This window comes from Amycolatopsis thermalba, assembly GCF_023376025.1.
Lineage (GTDB): Bacteria > Actinomycetota > Actinomycetes > Mycobacteriales > Pseudonocardiaceae > Amycolatopsis_E > Amycolatopsis_E thermalba.
This window is the reverse complement of the sequence record NZ_CP091196.1, coordinates 2,441,948-2,461,195: the sequence shown is the minus strand read 5'-3', so window position 1 is coordinate 2,461,195 and position 19,248 is coordinate 2,441,948. Positions and strand designations below refer to the sequence as shown.

The following is a 19,248-nucleotide window of genomic DNA, read 5'->3' as shown; positions in this document are numbered from 1 at the left end:
TCCGTGGGACCGTGTGACTGGCAGAGGCAGCTCCGGCTCCGTGGGACCGTGTGACCGGCACAGGCAGCTCCGGCCCGGCGCGGTCGCGTAACCAGCACAGGCAGCTCCGGCCCGGCGCGACCGTGTGACCGGCACAGGCAGCTCCGGCCCGGCGCGGTCGCGTGACCGGCACAGGCAGCCCGCAGCCACTCCAGCTCGGCGAGGTCGCGTGAGTGAGGGGCCGGTTCGTGGTGGGCCGTTCGGTGAGGCGGTCCTTTCGCGCTGTCTCAGCGTGCAGCGGGTGCGCGGGGCCGCCGAGCGAGAGCGGCTGCCGCTCACACCACCCCGGCCGGGGTCAGGTCAGCTCGGAGCGCAGCTGGGACGCCGTCGAGACCACCAGCATCAGCAGGGTCCCCAGCGCGGAGATCTCCAGCCCCTGCGCGGGGAACGCGTACCGCAGCGTCAGGTCCAGCCCGCGCTCCGCGTGCTGCACCCCCAGCGTTCCGAACAGGCCCTGGCCCGCCCGCTCGGCCGCCTTCGCCGCGAAGGCCGGGTCGTCGGGCAGGTCCCAGCCGACCACGCAGGTCAGGCTGAGCACCGTCAGGCCCTCCGCGAGCTGCGTCGACTGCACCACGCACGGCACGCCGTTGTGGGAGAACGTCAGCGCACCGTCATCATCGACGTGGACCTCCAGGTACGTTTCGAGCGCTTCCCGGGCCCGGCTCAGCAGCTCCGCCGTGTCGGCCGCCTCCGTGTTCACGACGCCCCCTTCGCCGCGTCCACCGCGGCCCCGAACCGGCGGTCCCGGCGCGCGTACTCCTCGCACGCCGCCCACAGCTGGCGGCGGTCGAAGTCCGGGAAGAGCGTGTCCTGGAACACGAACTCCGCGTAGGCCGACTGCCAGAGCATGAAGTTCGACGTCCGCAGCTCACCGGAGGGCCGCAGGAACAGGTCCACGTCGGGCATGTCCGGCTGGTACAGGTACTTGGCGAGCATCCGCTCGTCCACCTTGTCCGGGTTGATCTTGCCCTCGGCGGCCAGCCGCGCCACCTGACGGGCCGCGTCCACGATCTCCGCGCGTCCCCCGTAGTTCACGCACATCGTCATGTTCATGAGCGTGTTGTGCCTGGTCTTCTCCTCGGCGGCCTGCAGCTCCTTGATGACGCTGCGCCACAGCCGCGGCGCGCGCCCGGCCCACCGGATCCGCACGCCGATCGAGCCCAGGTAGTCGACCTGACGGCGGATCGTGTCGCGGTTGAAGCCCATCAGGAACCGCACCTCGTCGGGGCTGCGCTTCCAGTTCTCCGTCGAGAACGCGTACACCGAGAGCCACTTGACGCCCAGCTCGACCGCGCCGCTGGCGACGTCGATCATCACGGCCTCACCGCGCTTGTGCCCCTCGATCCGCGGCAGGCCGCGCTGGTTGGCCCAGCGGCCGTTGCCGTCCATCACGAGGGCGACGTGGTTGGGCACCAGCTCGGCGGGGATCGCCGGCGGCTTCGCGCCGGACGGGTGCGGGTCCGGGGCCCGCAGTTCCACCGCAGCCGAACTCACCGCACGTGCCTTGAGCCGCACCTGATCCTCCCACTGCCTCGGGTTGCGGCTTCCGACCCTACTTGCCCGGCTGGAGCTCCCTGGCACGCCTCTCGACGAGCGGCAACGACTTCAGCTGCCGCTCCAGGTGCCACTGCAGGTGAGCGGCGACGATGCCGCTGGCGTCCCGGCGGGCCGCGGGGACCGACGCCTCCGCGACGTCCCAGTCGCCGTGCAGCAGCGACTCCAGCAGGACCAGCACCTCCGGCGCCGGGTGCACCGAGCCCGCGACCCGGCAGTCGCCGCACAGCGAGCCGCCGGCCTGCACGTTGAACGCGGCGTGCGGGCCGGGCAGGCCGCAGCGGGCGCACTCGGTGATGGCGGGCGCCCACCCGGCGAACGACATCGCGCGCAGCAGGAACGCGTCCAGGACCAGCGAGGCGTCCCGCTGACCGTCGGCCAGCGCCCGCAGCGCCCCGACGACCAGCAGGTACAGCCGCATCGCCGGCTCACCCTCCTCGACGGTGAGCCGGTCGGCGGTCTCGGCGATCGCGCTGGCCGCCGTGTAGCGCTGGTAGTCGCCCACGAGCGGCAGCGCGAACGCGTCGACCGTCTGGACCTGCGTGATCACGTCCAGGGTGCGGCCGGTGTAGAACTGCACGTCGACGTGCCCGAACGGCTCCAGCCGCGCCCCGAACCGCGACGTCGTGCGGCGCACCCCCTTCGCGACGGCCCGGACCTTGCCGTAGCGCCGCGTGAGGAAGGTGATGATGCGGTCCGCCTCACCCAGCTTGTGGACCCGCAGCACCACACCGGTGTCGCGATAAAGACTCACGTCCCCATGGTCTCACGCGTACGCGGACAACCCGGTGAACGGCGCGAACGGCAGGTTCCGCCCCACCCACCACACGAGCGCGAGGCCCACGACCACCAGCGTGACCCACCGCCCCCGGGCACCGGCCGGCCACCACCGCCGGGCCCGCCCCGCCTCCCATCGCGCCGCGTCGACCAGCGTGACCACCGCCAGCGGCAGAAGCACCACCAGCGCGAACGCGTTGTACGACAGAGCCGCGAGGACGTCCCCGTGCAACAACGCGCCCAGCGCCCGGCTCCCGCCGCAGAACGGGCAGTCCAGGCCGGTCAGGGCGTGGAACCAGCACGGGATCCGGAGCACCCCCGTGCCGAGCGCCGCGCCGGCCGCGAGACCGGCCGCGGCCACGGCGGGGGTCACCCGCACGCTCCGCCACGACCGCCGCACCGTCATGACTTCAGTACAGCGCCTTCGTCGAAATGGCGTAAGTCTTCGCGGCTTTGTCGTGCCAGCCCTGCCGCGCCTGCTCGTCGAAGAACGGCGAGAGGACCACCAGCAGCTCGACCAGGCCACCGATGCACGGGATGAGACCCGGCAGCACCATCGTGGCCAACCGGGTGAAGGCGGGCCCGCCACCGATCCCGGCGCCCGGCTGCCCCGCCGACTGCTCGGTGACGATCCGGATGCCGGCCACGTTCTTGCCCACCGTCGCACCGCGCGTGGCGAGCATCGTGCCCTCGTAGACCAGGACGGACAGCGACGTCAGCGGCAGGAACAGCAGGAAGATCCACCACGTGCCCGGGTCACCGGCGAGCACCGCGAGCTGCAGGACCAGCACCAGGATCATCAGCGGCACCGCGATGATCAGGCCGTCCACGATCCGGGCGAGGAACCGGCTGCCCATCGTGGCGAGCACGAGCGGCGGCGTGTGCGGGAACTGGATCTGCGAGCCCGGCACGACGATGTGCGCCTGTCCCGGCATCGGCGGGATGCGGCCGTACGGCGGCTGCCCCGGATGCCCCTGCGGCATCCCGTACGCCGGGCTCTGCGGGTAACCGGGCTGGGGATAGCCGGGCTGGCCGTACGGCTGCTGGAACCCGCCCGAGGGCTGGCCGTAGGGCTGCTGGCCGGTCTGCGGGTACTGCCCGTAAGGTGGCTGGCCCGGCTGGCCGTAGGGATTGGTCACTGGATTCCCCCTCGAAGTGGATCACGTCGGGCGGCAGCGTACCCGGTGATCCGCAGCGGACCAGGAACCGGCTAGAAACCCAGGCGGCGCAACTGCTTCGGGTCGCGCTGCCAGTCCTTCGCGACCTTCACGTGCAGGTTGAGGTAGACCTTGGTGCCCAGCAGCTTCTGGATCTGCTGCCGCGCCTGCGCGCCCACCGCCTTCATGCGTTCGCCCTGGTGGCCCAGGATGATCCCCTTCTGGCTGGGCCGCTCGACGTACACCGTCGCGTAGATGTCGAGCAGGTCGCGCTTGTCCTCGCGCGGCAGCATCTCCTCCACGGTCACCGCGATGGAGTGCGGCAGCTCGTCGCGCACGCCCTCCAGCGCCGCCTCGCGGATCAGCTCCGCCACGAGCGTCTGCTCGGGCTCGTCGGTCAGGTCGCCGTCCGGGTAGAGCTGCGGGCCCTCCGGCAGCCGCGCGACGAGCAGGTCCTCCAGCTGCTGGACCTGGAAACCGTCCACGGCGGACACCGGGATCAGCTCCTCGAAGTCCAGCACGTCCTGCAGCGCCAGCAGCTGCTCGGCGATCTGCTCCGGCTTGGCCAGGTCGGTCTTGGTGACGATCCCGATCACCGGCGTGCGCTGGGCGACCTTGCGCAGCTCGCTCGCGATGTAGCGGTCACCGGGGCCGACCTTCTCGTCGGCGGGCACGCAGAACCCGACGACGTCCACTTCGGACCACGTCTCGCGCACGACGTCGTTGAGCCGCTGCCCGAGCAGGGTCCGCGGCTTGTGCACGCCCGGCGTGTCCACGATGACCAGCTGGGCGTCGTCGCGGTGGACGATGCCGCGGATGGCGTGCCGGGTGGTCTGCGGCTTGCTCGAGGTGATCGCGACCTTGGTGCCGACCAGTGAGTTGGTCAGGGTGGACTTGCCGGCGTTGGGGCGGCCGACGAAGCAGGCGAAACCGGAGCGGTGGGTCACAGGATTTCCCGCACGGTTCCGGACGGGTCGGCCCGCAGGATCGCCGCCGTCTTCGCCAGGTCGCGCACGGCCTGCACGGACGCCTCGGCCACGAACGGCTCGGCCGTGACGACCGCGGCCGCCTCCAGGCCCTCCGCCCCGCTGGACACCGCCGCCGCGACCGCGGCCTGCAGCGCGGTGATCTTGAACGACGGCAGGTCGACCGTGGTGGCCGCGTAGGTGCGGCCGTCGGTGTCGCGCACCGCGGCGCCCTCGGCGGCGGAGTTCCGCGCCCGCGCGGATCGGGCGAGGATGACGATCTTCTCGTCCTCCGGGTCCAGCTCAGGCATGGTCCACACTCCTGTCGGCCTCGTCGTGGTCACCGTTTCCGGTACGCACCCTACGTCCGGCCAGCTCGTCGCTCTCCGCCTGCACCACCACGGTCGTGATCCGCATCCGTCCGCGGCGGTCCTTGCCGCCCTCGGCGTGCAGCCGCAGCCCGTCCACCTCGGCCTCGGCGCCGGGCAGCGGCACCCGGCCGAGCCGCTGCGCGAGCAGGCCGCCGACGGTCTCCACGTCGTGGTCCTCCAGGTCCAGTCCGAACAGCTCGCCCAGGTCGCCGACGCCCAGCCGCGCCGACACCCGCACCGTGCGGTCGTCGAGGTGCTCGACCGGCGGCCGCTCCTCCTGGTCGGACTCGTCGGTGATCTCGCCGACGATCTCCTCCAGGATGTCCTCGATGGTCAGCAGGCCCGCGGTGCCGCCGTACTCGTCGACCGCGATCGCCAGGTGGTTGTGCGACACCTGCATCTCCCGCAGCAGGTCGTCCAGGCGCTTGGAGTCCGGCACGAAGCTCGCCGGGTACATCAGGTCCGCCACCGGTCTGGCCTCGCCGCCCTCGAGCTGCGCGCGCACCAGGTCCTTGATGTTGACCACGCCGACGATGTCGTCCACCGACTCGTCGATCACCGGCAGCCGCGTGAAGCCGGTGCGCAGCGACAGGGCCAGCGCCTGCCGGACGCTCTTGGTCTGCTCGATCCAGATGATCTCGGTGCGCGGCACCATCACCTCGCGCGCGACCGTGTCGCCCAGCTCGAACACCGAGTGGATCATCTGCCGCTCGCCCGGCTCCACCACCCCGCGCTCCTCGGCCAGGTCGACCAGCTCACGCAGCTCGATTTCCGTGGTGAACGGGCCTTCGCGGAAGCCCTGCCCGGGGGTGATCGCGTTGCCGATGATGATCAGCAGCCGGGACAGCGGTCCGAGGACGGAGCCGAGCACCCGCACCGGCCAGGCCACCAGCGTGCCGACGCGGTAGGGGTGCTGGCGGCCGATCGTGCGCGGACCGACGCCGATGAGGACGTAGCTGACCAGCAGCATCACCAGCGCGGCCACCACCACCGCCAGCGCCTCGGGCTCGATCCACCGCAGGAACACCACGGTGACCAGGACCGTCGCGGTGAGCTCACAACCCAGCCGCAGCAGCACGAGCAGGTTGATGTGCCGTCGCCGCTCGTCGATCACCATGGCCAGCTGGCGGGCGCCGGGGCGGCCCATCCGGATCAGCCCCTCGGCGCGGGCCTTCGACACGCTGCTGACCGCCGCGTCGGCGGCCGCGAGCAGGCCGCCGAGCAGCACCAGCGCCACGGCGATCACCAGCAGAGCGGCTGAACTCGCCATCTCCGGTGGCCTCAGCTCTCGGCGTCGGCCGGGCCGTCCAGGCCCGCGGCTCCCAGCAGCCGGTCGTCGGCCGTGCGCTGCGCGTCGCGCCGCTTGGCCTCGGCGACCGCGGCCTGGAAGTCGGCGAGGATCCGCTTCTGCAGCCCGAACATCTCGCGTTCCTCGGCCGGTTCGGCGTGGTCGTAGCCGAGCAGGTGCAGCACGCCGTGCACGGTGAGCAGGTGCAGCTCGTCGAGCAGGGAGTGACCGGCCGTGCGGGCCTGGTCCCTGGCGAAGGCCGGGCACAGCACGATGTCGCCGAGCAACGCCGGTGACGGGTCACCGGCGTCCGGGCGGCGGGCGGCGTCCAGCTCGTCCATCGGGAAGGCCATGACGTCGGTGGGACCGGGCAGGTCCATCCAGCGTTCGTGCAGGTCGGACATGACGTCCAGGGTCACCAGCACCACCGACAGCTCGGCGAGCGGGCTGACCTCCATGCGGTCCAGCGCGAAGCGCGCGGCGGCGACGATCGAGGTCTCGTCCACCGCGACACCGGACTCGTTCGCGATCTCGATGGTCATGCTCAGTGCCGGCCCCGCCAGCCCGAACTGACACTGCCGGGGCCTCGACCCGTGTCCTGCTCGGCCTGCCACTTCTCGTAGGCGTCCACGATGTCCCCGACCAGCCGGTGGCGCACCACGTCGGAGCTGGTCAGCGTGGCGAAATGCAAGTCTTCCACGCCTTCCAGGATGTCACGCACCACCCGCAGGCCCGACTTCTGCCCGGTCGGCAGGTCGACCTGCGTGATGTCGCCGGTCACCACGATCTTCGAGCCGAAGCCGAGCCGGGTGAGGAACATCTTCATCTGCTCGGGCGTGGTGTTCTGCGCCTCGTCGAGGATGATGAACGCGTCGTTGAGGGTGCGGCCGCGCATGTAGGCCAGCGGCGCGATCTCGATCGTGCCGGCCTGGATCAGGCGCGGGATCGAGTCCGGGTCGACCATGTCGTGCAGCGCGTCGTAGAGCGGCCGCAGGTACGGGTCGATCTTCTCGGACAGCGTGCCCGGCAGGAAGCCGAGCCGCTCCCCGGCCTCGACCGCGGGGCGGGTGAGGATGATCCGGGTGATCTGCTTGGCCTGCAGTGCCTGCACGGCCTTCGCCATCGCCAGGTACGTCTTGCCGGTGCCGGCTGGGCCGACCCCGAACACGATCGTGTGCTTGTCGATGGCGTCGACGTAGCGCTTCTGGTTCAGCGTCTTGGGGCGGATGGTGCGGCCACGCCGGGACAGGATGTCCATGCTGAGCACTTCGGCGGGCGACTCCGTGCCGCCCGCCGAGAGCATGCCGACGGTGCGGCGGACGGTGTCCGGGCCGACCTGCTGGCCGCGCCCGGCCAGGGCGACCAGCTCGGCGAAGACGCGCTCGCCGAACGCGACGTCCGCGGGCTCCCCGGTGAGGGTGACCTCGTTGCCCCGGACGTGCACGTCGGCGGCCAGCAGTTCCTCGGCGACCCGCAGGTTCTCGTCGCGGGATCCGAGCAGCGTCAGCACGGCGCCGTCCGGGATGGGGAACCGGGACTGGGCGCTGCGCGTGCTCCGTGCGGTTCCGGTGGTCTCAGTGACGTCCCCGGCGCTGTCGGGAACGTCCGATCGGGCGGCTCCACCCTGTGCGGTTCCGGCCAAGTTTCCTCGGGCCTGCCTTCTGCGTTTCCGCTGCTCGCTTCCTGCTTACCCCATCGATGCTAGCGGGCCGGGCGGGTCGCGCGCAGTCGGTTACTTCGCGAGTCGCCCGAAGAACCCGAGCTGCTCCCCGCCCAGGACGTGCGCGTGCACGTGGAAGACGGTCTGGCCGGCGTCACCCTCCGTGTTGAAGACCACGCGGTAGCCCGACTCGGCGATGCCCTCCAGCTCGGCGACCTTCGCGGCGGTGGTCAGCACGTCGGACAGCAGTTGCGGATCGGCCGCGGCCAGCTCGGCGACATTCCGGTAACGCTTCTTCGGCACCACGAGCACGTGCACGCGGGCCTGCGGCTGGATATCACGAAACGCGAAAGTTGTTTCGGTTTCGTACACCTTGTCGCTCGGAATCTCGCCCGCGATGATCCGCTCGAACAACGTCTCGGCATCACTCATGCGGCGAACCCTATCGCGTGCCGGGATGCCCGGTGGCACAAGGGAAGTCGCGGATCGCGGGAGACGCCGCGGGGCGGTGGAGCCTGGGGGTCGCTCCACCGCCTCCGCGGCTCCGCCGGACCGAGGGGGGAGGTGTCCGGCGGGGCTTTGGGCACCCGGGGGCCACCCCAGGTGTCGTGTGGGCCAGGGTAATGGGTGCGACGGCTCGTGCGCCACAGTCGACACCCATTTTTTTTCCAGGTTCCGAAGACGGCCGGTACGCGAATGGGCGTCCGCGCCGGTGGGGCGCGGGTTCGCGGGCGCCGCCACCGGGCTGATTCGCCCGGAACGGCGACCACGCTGCGTGACGATCGGGGGTGGCCCGGCGCGGCCGGTGAGGGGTTCGAGCGCGGAGGTTGGGCTGGGCGTGGAATGCGCCACGCCGTGGCGGACTTGGGGAGGTCGGCACCGCAGCGGGGGGGGCATTGGGCCCAGGGCGGCCCAGCCGCCACCGGCCCAGCCGGAATCAAGCCCAGCGGGACGTCATCGCGCCCAGGGCGCCCAGCGCCACCGCCGCCGCGGTTGAGGTTCGCAGCACCGTCGGGCCCAGGCGGACCCCGACGGCGCCCGCCGCGGTCAGGGTCTCCAGCTCGCCGTCCGTGATGCCGCCCTCCGGGCCCACCACCAGCACCACGTCACCGGCCTCGGGCAGCGACAACGAAGTCAGCCGCCGCGAAGCGCTGCCTTCGAGCACCACCGCGCAGGCCGCCCGCGCCACCACCTCGGCCAGCTGCGCCGTGGTCACCGGCTCGCGAACCGGCGGCACCCACGCCCGCCGGGCCTGCTTCGCCGCCGCGCGCGCCGTGTTCTGCCAGCGGGCCAGCGCCTTCGCCCCGCGCGGGCCCTCCTCCCAGCGCACCACACTGCGCTCGGCGCGCCACGGCAGGATCTCGTCCGCCCCGGCCTCCGTCGTCAGCTCCACCGCCAGCTCACCGCGGTCGCCCTTGGCCAGCGCCTGCGCCACGACGACCCGCACCGCGGGCCCGGGCTCGGTCCACCGCCGGGACACCGACAGGTCCAGCACCGGCTCGCGGCCGGGCCGGACCCCGGCGATCACGCACTCCGCGGCCGAGCCCCGGCCGTCCGACACGACCAGCCGCTCCCCCGCCCGCATGCGCCGCACGGTCGCCGCGTGCCGGGCCTCCTCGCCGTCGAGCACCAGGTCACCCGAAGCAGGCACCTCCTCGACGAGGAACACCGGCGGCGTGGTGGACGGCATTACTTGTGGCTCTTGGCGCGCAGCTTCGAGAACAGCCCGCCCTGGTGCCGCCCGTTGGACATCCCGGACTCCTCGCCGCGCAGCTGGGCCAGCTGCTGCAGCAGCTCCCGCTGGGCGTCGTCGAGCTTGGTCGGCACCGTGACGTCCACGTGGACGTGCAGGTCGCCACGCCCGTCGACCCGCCCGGACGACCGCAGCCGCGGCATGCCCATGCCCGCCAGCACCAGCTCGGTGCCCGACTGGGTGCCCGGGTCGACCGACAGCTCGTACTCGCCGTCGATCAGGGTCTCCAGCGGCACCGTGGCGCCCAGCGCCGCCGCCGTCATCGGGATCCGCAGGTTGCAGTGCAGGTCGTGGCCCTCGCGCACGAACACCTCGTGCGGCTCCTCGTCGACCTCGATGTAGAGGTCGCCCGCCGGGCCGCCACCGGGACCCACCTCGCCCTGCGCCGACAACCGGATCCGCATCCCGTCGCCGACCCCGGCCGGGATCTTCGCCGTCACCGAGCGGCGCGCGCGCACCCGGCCGTCGCCACCACACTGGCGGCACGGGTCGGTGATGACCTCGCCGAAGCCGCGGCACACCGGGCACGGCCGCGACGTGACGACCTGCCCGAGGAACGACCGCTGCACCGACTGGATCTCGCCCTGCCCGCCACACGTGTCGCAGGTCTTGACCGTGCCGCCGGGGGCCGTGCCGTTGCCGTGGCACTGGTCGCACAGCACCGCCGTGTCGACCGTGATCTCCTTGTCGACCCCGGTCGCGCACTCCTCGAGGCTCAGGCTGATCCGGATCAGCGCGTCCGAGCCCGGCTGGACCCGGCTGCGCGGGCCGCGCCCGCGACCACCACCACCGGTGGCCGCGCCGAAGAAGGCGTCCATGATGTCGCCGAGACCACCGAACCCGCCGAACGGGTCACCGCCGCCACCGGCGCGGGCGCCGTTGTCCAGCGGGTCGCCGCCGAGGTCCACGATCTTGCGCTTCTGCGGGTCCGACAGGACCTCGTAGGCCGTGGTGACCTCGCTGAACCTGTGCTGGGCGTCCTCGGACGGGTTGACGTCGGGATGCAGCTCGCGGGCGAGCTTGCGGTAGGCGCGCTTGATCTCCTGATCACTCGCGTTCTTGGGCACCCCGAGGATGCCGTAGTAGTCCCTGGCCACCTTCTGAACCGTCCTCCTAGACGAGCATCACCCTGGCTAGCCGCCGGCCAGGATCTGCCCCACGTAGTTGGCCACCGCGCGCACCGCGGCGATCGTGCCGGGGTAGTCCATCCGGGTCGGACCGACCACACCCATGCCACCGAGCAGCATGTCGTTCTTGCCGTAGCCGATCGACACGACCGAGGTGCTGCGCATCTGCTCGTCCTCATTCTCTTCACCGATGCGCACGGTCACCGCACCGGGGTTGCGCGCCGCGGCGAGCAGCTTGAGCACCACGACCTGTTCCTCGAGCGCCTCCAGCACCTGGCGCAGCGATCCGGGGAAGTCGGCGACGCTGCGGGTGAGGTTGGCCGTACCGCCCAGGACCAGGCGTTCCTCGGGGTGCTCGACCAGGTGCTCGACCAGCAGCGTGCAGATCCGCACCAGCGCGTCGCGCAGTTCGCCGGGCGCCTGGTCGGGCAGCTCGGTGACCCGCGAGGCCGCGTCGGTGAGGCGACGGCCGGCCAGCGCGGCGTTGAGCATCTCGCGGATGCGGGCGACGTTCTCCTCGGTCATCACGTCGCCGAGGTCCACCGTGCGCTGGTCCACCCGTCCGGCGTCGGTGATGATCACCAGCATCAGGCGGGCCGGTGTGAGCGGCACCACTTCGAGGTGGCGCAGGGACGAGTTGGACATCGTCGGGTACTGGATGACCGCGACCTGCCGGGTCAGCTGGGCGAGCAGCCGCACCGAGCGGCGCAGCACGTCGTCCAGGTCGAGCGCCCCGTCGAGGAAGCTGATGATGGCCCGCCGTTCGGCCGAGCTGAGCGGCTTGACCTCGGACAACCGGTCGACGAAGAGCCGGTACCCCTTGTCCGTGGGAATGCGGCCGGCGCTGGTGTGGGGCTGGGTGATGTACCCCTCCTCCTCCAGGACCGCCATGTCGTTGCGCACCGTCGCGCTGGACACGCCGAGGCTGTGCCGGTCCACGAGAGCCTTGGAGCCGACCGGTTCCTGGGTCGACACGTAGTCCGCGACGATGGCGCGCAGGACCTCGAAGCGACGCTCCTCCGAGCTGGGCACGCCTCACCTCCGAACCGTACGGGCGGTATCTCACCACGAGTTTACGGAAGTGGCGGGCGGCGTGTCCCAGCTCGGTGAGCGGGCGCTCAGGAGTTGCGCGGGAAGCCCAGGTTCACCCCGCCCTGGGACGGGTCCGGCCAGCGGGACGTGACGACCTTCGTGCGGGTGAAGAAGTGGAAGCCCTCCGGCCCGTAGGCGTGGCTGTCGCCGAAGAGGGAGTCCTTCCAGCCGCCGAAGGAGTAGTACCCGACGGGCACCGGGATGGGCACGTTGAGCCCGACCATCCCGACTTCGACCTCGTTCTGGAACCGCCGCGCCGCCCGGCCGTCGTTGGTGAAGATCGCCGTCCCGTTGCCGTAGGCGTTGGCGTTCACCAGCGCGAGCGCGTCGTCGTAGCTGCCCGTCCGGACGACCGACAGCACCGGGCCGAAGATCTCGTCGGTGTAGATCGGCATGTCGGTGCGCACGTGGTCGAACAGGGTCGGGCCGAGCCAGAACCCGCCGCCGGACACGGAAACCGACCGGCCGTCCACGACCAGCGACGCCCCCGCCGAGACCCCGGCCTCCACATAGGACCGCACCCGGTCCCGGTGCGCCGCGGTGACCAGCGGGCCCATCTCCGACTCCGCCTCACGCCCGTCACCGACCGTCAGGCCGGCCATCCGGGAGGCGATCTTGGCGACCAGCTCGTCCGCGATCGGGTCCACGGCGACGACCACCGACACCGCCATGCACCGCTCCCCCGCCGACCCGAACCCGGCCGACACCGCGGCGTCGGCGGCCAGGTCGAGGTCGGCGTCGGGCAGCACGACCATGTGGTTCTTCGCCCCGCCCAGCGCCTGCACCCGCTTGCCGTGGCGGGTGCCGGTCTCGTAGACGTACCGCGCGATCGGCGTCGAGCCGACGAACGAGATCGCCTTCACCACCGGGTGCTCCAGCAGCCCGTCGACCGCGACCTTGTCGCCGTGCAGCACGTTGAGCGCGCCGTCGGGCAGCCCGGCCTCGGCGAACAGCTCGGCGATGAACAGCGACGCCGACGGGTCCTTCTCGCTCGGCTTGAGCACGACCGTGTTTCCGCAGGCCAGCGCGTTGGGCACGAACCACAGCGGCACCATCGCCGGGAAGTTGAACGGCGAGATCACCCCGACCACGCCGAGCGGCTGGGCGATCGAGTACACGTCGACGCCGGTGGAGGCGTTCTCGCTGAACCCGCCCTTGAGCATCTGCGGCGCGCCGCAGGCGTACTCGACGTTCTCGATGGCGCGGGCGATCTCCCCCGCCGCGTCGGAGAGCACCTTGCCGTGCTCGGCGGTGATGATCGCGGCCAGCTCGTCCTTGCGGGCGGTGAGCAGCTCGCGGAACCGGAACAGCACCCGCGACCGGGCCGCGAGCGAGGTGTCCCGCCAGCCGGGGAAGGCACGCGCGGCCGCCGCGACGGCCTCGTCCACCTGCCCGCCACCGGCGAAGTCCACGCGAGCGCGTACTTCACCGGTGGCGGGGTCGAACACCTCCCCGGTCCGGTCCGCTACCCCAGCCCAGGTCTTGCCGTCGATCCAGTGGCTGATCCGCTGCGTCACTTCCGCGCCTCCTGCACGGCGGCGATCGATTCCCGGAGGATTTCGAGCGCCTCACCGGTTTCCTCGTCGGTCAACGTCATCGGGGGAGCCAGCCGGATCACGTTGCCGTGCAGCCCGCCCTTGCCGGCCAGCAGACCGCGGGCGCGGGTCTCCTCCAGCACCAGGCGCGCGGACTCCGGGCTCGGCGACCCGTCCGGCTCGACCAGCTCGACGCCGATCATCAGGCCCTTGCCGCGCACGTCGCCGACGACGTCGTAGCGCTCGGCGAGGTCGCGCAGCCCGGTCATCAGGCGCGCGCCCTGCTTCGCGGCGTTGCCCTGCAGGTCGTGGCTGAGCAGGTAGTCCAGGGTCGCCTTCGCGCCCGCGGTGGACACCGGGTTGCCGCCGAAGGTCGAGATCGAGTTGGCGGTGATCGAGTCCATCACCTCACCGCGGGCCACCACGCCGCCGATCGCCAGCCCGTTGCCCAGGCCCTTGGCGAACGTCATCGCGTCCGGGGTCACGCCGTGCGCCTGGATGCCCCAGAAGTGCTCGCCGGTGCGGCCCCAGCCGGTCTGGACCTCGTCGGAGATCAGCAGGATCCCGTATTCGTCGAGGACCTCCTTGAAGGCCGCGAACAACCCGTCCGGCGGCACGTTGAACCCGCCGACGCCCTGGATCGGCTCGGCGATCAACGCGGCCACGTCCCCCGAGGTGGTGGTCTCCAGGACGTCGCGGAGGTCGTCGGTGCAGGCACGCACGTAGCCGGCGTCGGAAAGGTTCCGGAACGCGTCCCGGTAGCGGTAGCCGCCGTGCACGTAGGAGACCTTGACCGGGGACAGCGAGCTGGCCGACCAGCCGCGGTTGCCGGTGATGCCGACCGTGGCGAACGCCCGGCCGTGGTAGCTGTTGCGCATCGCGAGCACCTGGTTGGAGCGGCGGTACTGCGTCGCGAGCATCAGCGCGGTCTCGTTGGCCTCGGTGCCGGAGCTGGTGAAGAACACCTTGGCGTCCGGGATGCCGCTCAGCTGAGCGATCTGCTCGGCCAGCTCGACCTGCTTGCGGATCAGGTACAGCGTCGAGGTGTGCAGGACGCCGGAGTCGACCTGGGCGCGGATGGCGTCGGAGATCTCGGCGATGTCGTAGCCGATGGCGTTGGTGAGGATGCCGGCGAAGAAGTCCAGATAGGTGGTTCCGGAGGAATCGGTGACCCGCCTCCCCTGCGCTCGCACGATCTCCAGGGGCTCGTCGTAGTACAGGGCCAGCCAGTTCGGCAGGACCGCCCGGTGCCGGGCCAGCAGCTCCGATTCGCTCATGCCCGCCAGTCTCGGTGGCCGTCGCGCCCGGCCACCACACACAACATGTACCCAATGGCCGGATCGGCCGTACAGTCTGCTTTCTGGCGAGGAGGTGGCGCTTGTACCCGACGGTCGCGGACGTCCTGGCCCTGCCGGTGCTGCGGCACGGCCGCCCGAAGGTGGTCGCGGGCGGGCAGCGGCTGGACACCCGGGTGCGGTGGGTGCACGTCGCCGAGGTCGCCGACATCGGGCACCTGCTCAAGGGCGGGGAACTGGTCCTGACGACCGGGATCGCGCTGCCGGACGACGCCACGCAGCTGGCGAAGTACGTGGACGGGCTCGCCGAGGCCGGGGCCGCGGGACTGGTGGTCGAGCTGGTCCGGCACTGGAGCGACGCGCTGCCCCGCGCCCTGGTCGACGCCGCCGCGCGGCACGAGCTGCCGCTGATCACCCTGTCCCGCGAGACGCGCTACGTCGCGGTCACCGAGGCGGTGAACGGGCTGATCGTGGACGCCCAGGTCGCCGAGCTGCGTGCCGCCGAGCACGTGCACCAGGTGTTCACGCAGCTCACCGTCGCCGGCGCGGAACCGGCCGAGGTGCTGCGCGAGGTCGCGCGCATGACCGAGTCGCCGGTCGTGCTGGAAACCCTGGCGCACGAGGTGCTCGCCTACGACTCCGCGGGCAGTGATCCGGCCGAGCTGCTGACCGGCTGGCCGGCCCGCTCCCGCACCGTGCACCTGGGCGAGCGCACCGGCTACCACGCCGACGCGGGCTGGCTGGTCACCGTCGTCGGCGCGCGCGGGCACGACTGGGGACGGCTGGTGATCGTGTGCGACGACCCGCCGCCGGACCGGCACGTCGTGGTCGCCGAGCGGGCGGCATCGGCGCTCGCGGTGCACCGGCTGGTCGCCCGCGAGGCGGACAGCCTGGAGCGGCAGGCGCACCGGGCGGTGCTCGCCGAGCTGATGACCTCGCCCGCCCCGTCCACCGAACTGCTGGCCCGCGCGGCCGCGCTGGGCTCGCCGTTGTCCGGGCGGCTGGTGGGCGTCGCGGTCCGGCCGCGGATGACCGCGTCGCAGCGCCAGGCGGCGTCCGCGCCGACCGTGCTGCGGGACCTCGCCGAGACGGTCTCGCTGGCCACGCGCCGGGCGAAGGTGTCCGCGCTCGTCGCGGTCGTCGACGACGTCAGCGTGCGCGCGCTGCTGTCGCTGTCGCCGCAGGCCAAAATCGACGCGGTGCTGAGCCGGCTGTCCGCGGAGCTGCGGGCGCGGCCCACCTCGGTGCCGGTTGTGCTCGCCGTCGGCACCGTGGTCGAGACCGCCGCCCACGCCCGCCGCAGCCTGGTCGAGGCCGCGCACGTCGCCGCGGCGGCGCTGCGCTCGGACACCGACCGCGAGGTGCACTGCCTGCGGGACGTCCGGTTGCGCGGGCTGCTGCACCTGCTCGCCGACGACGAGCGGGTCCGCGCGTTCGCCGAGCGCGAGCTGGGCCCGCTGCTGTCCCGGGACGCGGCGTCGGGCACCCGGCTGGTCCAGGCCCTGCGGCACTACTGCGAGCACGGCGGAAACAAGTCGGCGGCGGCCGCGGCGGCGCACACCTCCCGCACCGCCTACTACCAGCAGCTCGCGCGCATCGAGCAGGTCCTGGGCGTGCCGTTGGAGGACCCTGAATCGATGCTGTCGCTCTACCTCGCGCTGCTGGCCCATGATCTGTCCGACGATCACCCGAACCGGTAACACAGTTTCCCCGCGGTCCAGCCGATAGCCCCGATATGCCTCTTTCCGCCCTACTCCCCGCCGCGGCGTCGGTCCTGGCCCTGGCCGCGCCGCCGGCCCAGACGCCCGCGGCCAGCCTCATGCTCTCCCTGCAGGACGGCGCCGGCCGGGTCGTCACCGTGAGCCTGGACTGCCACCCGCCCGGCGGCAGCCACCCCCGCAAGGCCAAGGCCTGCACGACGCTGACCACTGTGGACGGTGACATCGACCGCATCCCCGGTGAGGCGACGGTGTGCCCGATGATCTACAGCCCGGTCGCCGCCACCGCCAAGGGCCACTGGCGCGGCAAGCCGGTGGTCTACACCCACACCTACGGCAACAAGTGCGCCGCGGCCGCGGAGTCCGCCGGGGTCTTCGAATTCTGAATCCGTGTTTCGCTCAGATTGACCGGCTGTCACGAGCGGCTTGCACGTCCGGGTGATGCACCGGCCCGCGCCGGGCGCAATCGACACTATGCGTTCCGACGCGGGCAACGGTGAACACTCTGACAGTGCCTCCCCCGCGCCGGGGACGAGCACGATTCCGCAATGGAACCCACCTCGCAGATCACGCGACCCGACGGCCGGGTGGATCTCAGCGACACCGCGCCGATCCGTGGTAGCCGGTTCTACAACGACGAGCTCGCTCCGGTTCCGGTGGAAAAGCGCACCTGGAGCACCTACAACTATTTCGCCCTGTGGATGGGAATGGCGCACAACATTCCCAGCTACGCGCTCGCCGCCTCGTTGATCGCGCTGGGGATGAACTGGCTCCAGGCACTGATCACGATCACCCTGGGCAACCTGATCGTGCTGATCCCGATGCTGCTCAACAGCCACGCCGGCACCAAGTACGGCATCCCGTTCCCGGTGTTCGCCCGCGCCTTCTACGGGATCCGGGGCGCGAACCTGGCGGCGCTGCTGCGGGCGTTCATCGCGTGCGGCTGGTTCGGCATCCAGACCTGGGTCGGCGGCGAGGCGATCTACATCCTGGTCGGCAAGCTGACCGGGTCCGGGTGGCGCAACGCGGCCGAGGTGGGCGGCCAGCCGTGGACGCTGTGGCTGTCGTTCGGCGTCTTCTGGGTGGTCCAGATGCTGATCATCTGGCGCGGGATGGAGGCGGTGCGGCGGTTCGAGAACTGGACCGCGCCGCTGGTGTCGGTCGGGTTCCTGATCCTGCTCGCGTACGTCCTCATCAAGGCCGGTGGCCTGGGCCCGATCCTGTCCGAGCCGGCGAAGCTGGGCTGGGGCACCGAATTCTGGACGATCTTCGCGCCGTCGCTGATGGCGATGATCGCGTTCTGGTCGACGCTGTCGCTGAACATGCCGGACTTCACCCGCTTCGGCGGCAGCCAGCGCACGCAGGCCCGCGGCCAGGTGCTCGGCCTGCCGACCACGATGACGTTCATCGCGATCGTGGCGATCCTGACCACCTCGGGCGGCCAGGTGCTCTACGGTGAGGCGATCTGGGACCCGGCGCAGCTGGCCGACCGGTTCTCCAGCCCGGCGCTGGTGGTGGTCGCGCTGATCGCGCTGGTGCTCGCCACGATCTCGGCCAACCTCGCGGCGAACGTGGTCAGCCCGTCCTACGACTTCTCCAACGCCTTCCCCAAGCGGATCACCTTCGCCGTCGGCGGGCTGATCACCGGCGTGATCGGCGTGGTGATCATGCCGTGGAAGCTCTACTCCGACCCCGACATCTACATCTTCGCCTGGCTGGGCTTCTACGGCGGTGTGCTCGGCGCGGTCGCCGGGGTGCTGGTGGCCGGCTACTGGGTGGTCAAGCGCACCAACCTGGACCTGGCCGGGCTCTACGCCGAGGGCGGCCGGTACTGGTTCCGCGCCGGCTGGAACTGGCGCGCGCTGGTCGCCACCGCCGTGGGCGGGCTGCTCGCGGTCGGCGGCGCCTACACCGCGCCCGGTTCGCAGGGCCCGTTCCCCGCCGACGGGCTGATCCCGTTCCTCAAACCCCTCTACGACTACAGCTGGGTCGCCGGTCTCGTCGGCGCCTTCGTCGTCTACCTCGCGCTGTCGTGGGCGCACCGTCAACCGAAGGAGGAAACCCGTGAGCAGTCTGGTCCGAGCCGCGTTGGTACAGCAGCGGTGGACGGGTGACAAGGACTCGATGATCGCCGGCGCCGTCGAGGCGATCGGCACGGCCGCCTCGCAGGGCGCGCAGGTGGTGTGCCTGCAGGAGCTGTTCTACGGCCCGTACTTCTGCCAGGTGCAGGACGCCGACTACTACTCCTACACCGAGGGCATCCCGGACGGCCCGACGACCAAGCTGCTGCAGGAGGTCGCCGAGCGGCACGGCATCGTCATCGTCGCGCCGATGTACGAGGAGGAGCAGGCCGGCGTCTACTACAACACCGCCGCGGTGATCGACGCCGACGGCAGGTACCTGGGTAAGTACCGGAAGAACCACATCCCGCAGGTCAAGGGCTTCTGGGAGAAGTTCTACTTCCGGCCCGGCAACACCGGCTACCCGGTGTTCGACACCGCGGTCGGCCGGATCGGCGTCTACATCTGCTACGACCGGCACTTCCCGGAGGGCTGGCGCGCGCTCGGCCTGGCGGGGGCGAAGATCGTGTTCAACCCGTCGGCGACCAGCCGCGGCCTGTCGCAGTACCTGTGGCGCCTGGAGCAGCCCGCGGCGGCCGTGGCGAACGAGTACTACGTCGGCGCGATCAACCGGGTCGGCGTGGAACCGCTGGGCGACAACGACTTCTACGGTCAGACCTACTTCGTCGACCCGCGCGGCGAGCTGGTCGGCGACGCCGCCTCCGACACCGAGGACGAGGTCGTGGTGCGGGACCTGGACATGGACAAGCTGTCCGAGGTGCGCAACCTGTGGCAGTTCTACCGCGACCGCCGCCCGGACTCCTACGACCCGCTCGTGGCGCCCTGAGGGAGAACGC

Annotated in this window: 20 protein-coding genes; 4 read left to right on the top strand and 16 right to left on the bottom strand. The window is 71.5% G+C overall.

What is annotated here, in order from left to right; translation table 11 throughout:
- Positions 1-334: 334 nt before the first annotated feature.
- From L1857_RS12095 to L1857_RS12020, 16 genes are all read right to left on the bottom strand, one after another.
- Positions 335-739, bottom strand: a complete 405-nt coding sequence (locus L1857_RS12095; protein WP_094008872.1) for a hypothetical protein — start codon at positions 737-739, stop codon at positions 335-337.
- Positions 736-1,554 carry an isoprenyl transferase gene (locus L1857_RS12090; RefSeq protein WP_094008871.1) on the bottom strand — a complete coding sequence of 273 codons (819 nt, stop codon included), beginning with the start codon at positions 1,552-1,554 and terminating at the stop codon, positions 736-738. The genes L1857_RS12095 and L1857_RS12090 overlap by 4 nt, the downstream gene beginning before the upstream one ends.
- 37 nt (positions 1,555-1,591) lie before the next feature.
- Positions 1,592-2,347 carry a DNA repair protein RecO gene (gene recO / locus L1857_RS12085; RefSeq protein ID WP_094008870.1) on the bottom strand — a complete coding sequence of 252 codons (756 nt, stop codon included), beginning with the start codon at positions 2,345-2,347 and terminating at the stop codon, positions 1,592-1,594.
- 12 nt (positions 2,348-2,359) lie between these two features.
- Positions 2,360-2,776, bottom strand: a complete 417-nt coding sequence (locus L1857_RS12080) for a DUF2752 domain-containing protein (protein ID WP_249465128.1) — start codon at positions 2,774-2,776, stop codon at positions 2,360-2,362.
- A 4-nt stretch (positions 2,777-2,780) separates the two neighbouring features.
- The gene (locus L1857_RS12075) at positions 2,781-3,509 is read right to left on the bottom strand and encodes an RDD family protein (RefSeq protein WP_116114176.1); all 729 of its coding nucleotides are present in this window, start codon (positions 3,507-3,509) and stop codon (positions 2,781-2,783) included.
- A 71-nt stretch (positions 3,510-3,580) separates the two neighbouring features.
- Positions 3,581-4,474, bottom strand: a complete 894-nt coding sequence (gene era, locus L1857_RS12070; protein WP_094008867.1) for a GTPase Era — start codon at positions 4,472-4,474, stop codon at positions 3,581-3,583.
- Complete coding sequence (locus L1857_RS12065) at positions 4,471-4,803, bottom strand: cytidine deaminase (RefSeq protein ID WP_094008866.1); 333 nt, start codon at positions 4,801-4,803, stop codon at positions 4,471-4,473. The genes era and L1857_RS12065 overlap by 4 nt, the downstream gene beginning before the upstream one ends.
- Complete coding sequence (locus L1857_RS12060) at positions 4,796-6,133, bottom strand: hemolysin family protein (protein WP_094008865.1); 1,338 nt, start codon at positions 6,131-6,133, stop codon at positions 4,796-4,798. The genes L1857_RS12065 and L1857_RS12060 overlap by 8 nt, the downstream gene beginning before the upstream one ends.
- A gap of 11 nt (positions 6,134-6,144) precedes the next feature.
- Positions 6,145-6,693 carry an rRNA maturation RNase YbeY gene (gene ybeY / locus L1857_RS12055; protein WP_094008864.1) on the bottom strand — a complete coding sequence of 183 codons (549 nt, stop codon included), beginning with the start codon at positions 6,691-6,693 and terminating at the stop codon, positions 6,145-6,147.
- 2 nt (positions 6,694-6,695) lie between these two features.
- Positions 6,696-7,793, bottom strand: coding sequence for a PhoH family protein (locus L1857_RS12050; RefSeq protein ID WP_116114181.1), 1,098 nt, complete (start codon positions 7,791-7,793; stop codon positions 6,696-6,698).
- Positions 7,794-7,883: 90 nt separating this feature from the next.
- A complete protein-coding gene (locus L1857_RS12045) occupies positions 7,884-8,243 on the bottom strand; it encodes a histidine triad nucleotide-binding protein (RefSeq protein WP_094008862.1) in 360 nt (119 codons plus the stop codon).
- Positions 8,244-8,748: 505 nt separating this feature from the next.
- Complete coding sequence (locus tag L1857_RS12040) at positions 8,749-9,501, bottom strand: 16S rRNA (uracil(1498)-N(3))-methyltransferase (RefSeq protein ID WP_094008861.1); 753 nt, start codon at positions 9,499-9,501, stop codon at positions 8,749-8,751.
- Positions 9,501-10,661, bottom strand: a complete 1,161-nt coding sequence (gene dnaJ / locus L1857_RS12035) for a molecular chaperone DnaJ (protein WP_094008860.1) — start codon at positions 10,659-10,661, stop codon at positions 9,501-9,503. The genes L1857_RS12040 and dnaJ overlap by 1 nt, the downstream gene beginning before the upstream one ends.
- A 36-nt stretch (positions 10,662-10,697) precedes the next feature.
- A complete protein-coding gene (hrcA, locus tag L1857_RS12030; protein ID WP_094008859.1) occupies positions 10,698-11,723 on the bottom strand; it encodes a heat-inducible transcriptional repressor HrcA in 1,026 nt (341 codons plus the stop codon).
- Positions 11,724-11,809: 86 nt separating this feature from the next.
- Positions 11,810-13,300 (bottom strand): CoA-acylating methylmalonate-semialdehyde dehydrogenase, encoded by a 1,491-nt coding sequence (locus L1857_RS12025; RefSeq protein ID WP_249465121.1) that lies wholly within the window; start codon positions 13,298-13,300, stop codon positions 11,810-11,812.
- A complete protein-coding gene (locus L1857_RS12020; protein ID WP_094008857.1) occupies positions 13,297-14,595 on the bottom strand; it encodes an aspartate aminotransferase family protein in 1,299 nt (432 codons plus the stop codon). Before L1857_RS12020 ends, L1857_RS12025 begins: the two co-directional genes overlap by 4 nt.
- Before the next feature lie 101 nt (positions 14,596-14,696).
- On the opposite strand from L1857_RS12020, the gene L1857_RS12015 reads away from it, so the two are divergent.
- From L1857_RS12015 to L1857_RS12000, 4 genes are all read left to right on the top strand, one after another.
- Positions 14,697-16,313, top strand: coding sequence for a PucR family transcriptional regulator (locus tag L1857_RS12015; protein ID WP_116114191.1), 1,617 nt, complete (start codon positions 14,697-14,699; stop codon positions 16,311-16,313).
- Positions 16,314-16,348: 35 nt separating this feature from the next.
- The gene (locus L1857_RS12010; RefSeq protein ID WP_094008855.1) at positions 16,349-16,717 is read left to right on the top strand and encodes an SSI family serine proteinase inhibitor; all 369 of its coding nucleotides are present in this window, start codon (positions 16,349-16,351) and stop codon (positions 16,715-16,717) included.
- Positions 16,718-16,879: 162 nt separating this feature from the next.
- Positions 16,880-18,445, top strand: coding sequence for an NCS1 family nucleobase:cation symporter-1 (locus L1857_RS12005; RefSeq protein WP_116114197.1), 1,566 nt, complete (start codon positions 16,880-16,882; stop codon positions 18,443-18,445).
- Positions 18,396-19,238: a nitrilase-related carbon-nitrogen hydrolase gene (locus L1857_RS12000; protein ID WP_094008853.1), complete on the top strand. Its 843-nt coding sequence runs from the start codon at positions 18,396-18,398 to the stop codon at positions 19,236-19,238. The genes L1857_RS12005 and L1857_RS12000 overlap by 50 nt, the downstream gene beginning before the upstream one ends.
- The last annotated feature ends 10 nt before the right edge of the window (positions 19,239-19,248 follow it).

What these genes read in the sequence shown, in the direction of transcription:
- L1857_RS12045 (WP_094008862.1), bottom strand. Translation starts at nt 8,243, where the DNA reads ATGAGTGATGCCGAGACGTTGTTCGAGCGGATCATCGCGGGCGAGATT.
- L1857_RS12080 (WP_249465128.1), bottom strand. Translation starts at nt 2,776, where the DNA reads ATGACGGTGCGGCGGTCGTGGCGGAGCGTGCGGGTGACCCCCGCCGTG.
- L1857_RS12040 (WP_094008861.1), bottom strand. Translation starts at nt 9,501, where the DNA reads ATGCCGTCCACCACGCCGCCGGTGTTCCTCGTCGAGGAGGTGCCTGCT.
- L1857_RS12005 (WP_116114197.1), top strand. Translation starts at nt 16,880, where the DNA reads ATGGAACCCACCTCGCAGATCACGCGACCCGACGGCCGGGTGGATCTC.
- ybeY (WP_094008864.1), bottom strand. Translation starts at nt 6,693, where the DNA reads ATGACCATCGAGATCGCGAACGAGTCCGGTGTCGCGGTGGACGAGACC.
- L1857_RS12060 (WP_094008865.1), bottom strand. Translation starts at nt 6,133, where the DNA reads ATGGCGAGTTCAGCCGCTCTGCTGGTGATCGCCGTGGCGCTGGTGCTG.
- L1857_RS12020 (WP_094008857.1), bottom strand. Translation starts at nt 14,595, where the DNA reads ATGAGCGAATCGGAGCTGCTGGCCCGGCACCGGGCGGTCCTGCCGAAC.
- L1857_RS12065 (WP_094008866.1), bottom strand. Translation starts at nt 4,803, where the DNA reads ATGCCTGAGCTGGACCCGGAGGACGAGAAGATCGTCATCCTCGCCCGA.
- L1857_RS12010 (WP_094008855.1), top strand. Translation starts at nt 16,349, where the DNA reads ATGCCTCTTTCCGCCCTACTCCCCGCCGCGGCGTCGGTCCTGGCCCTG.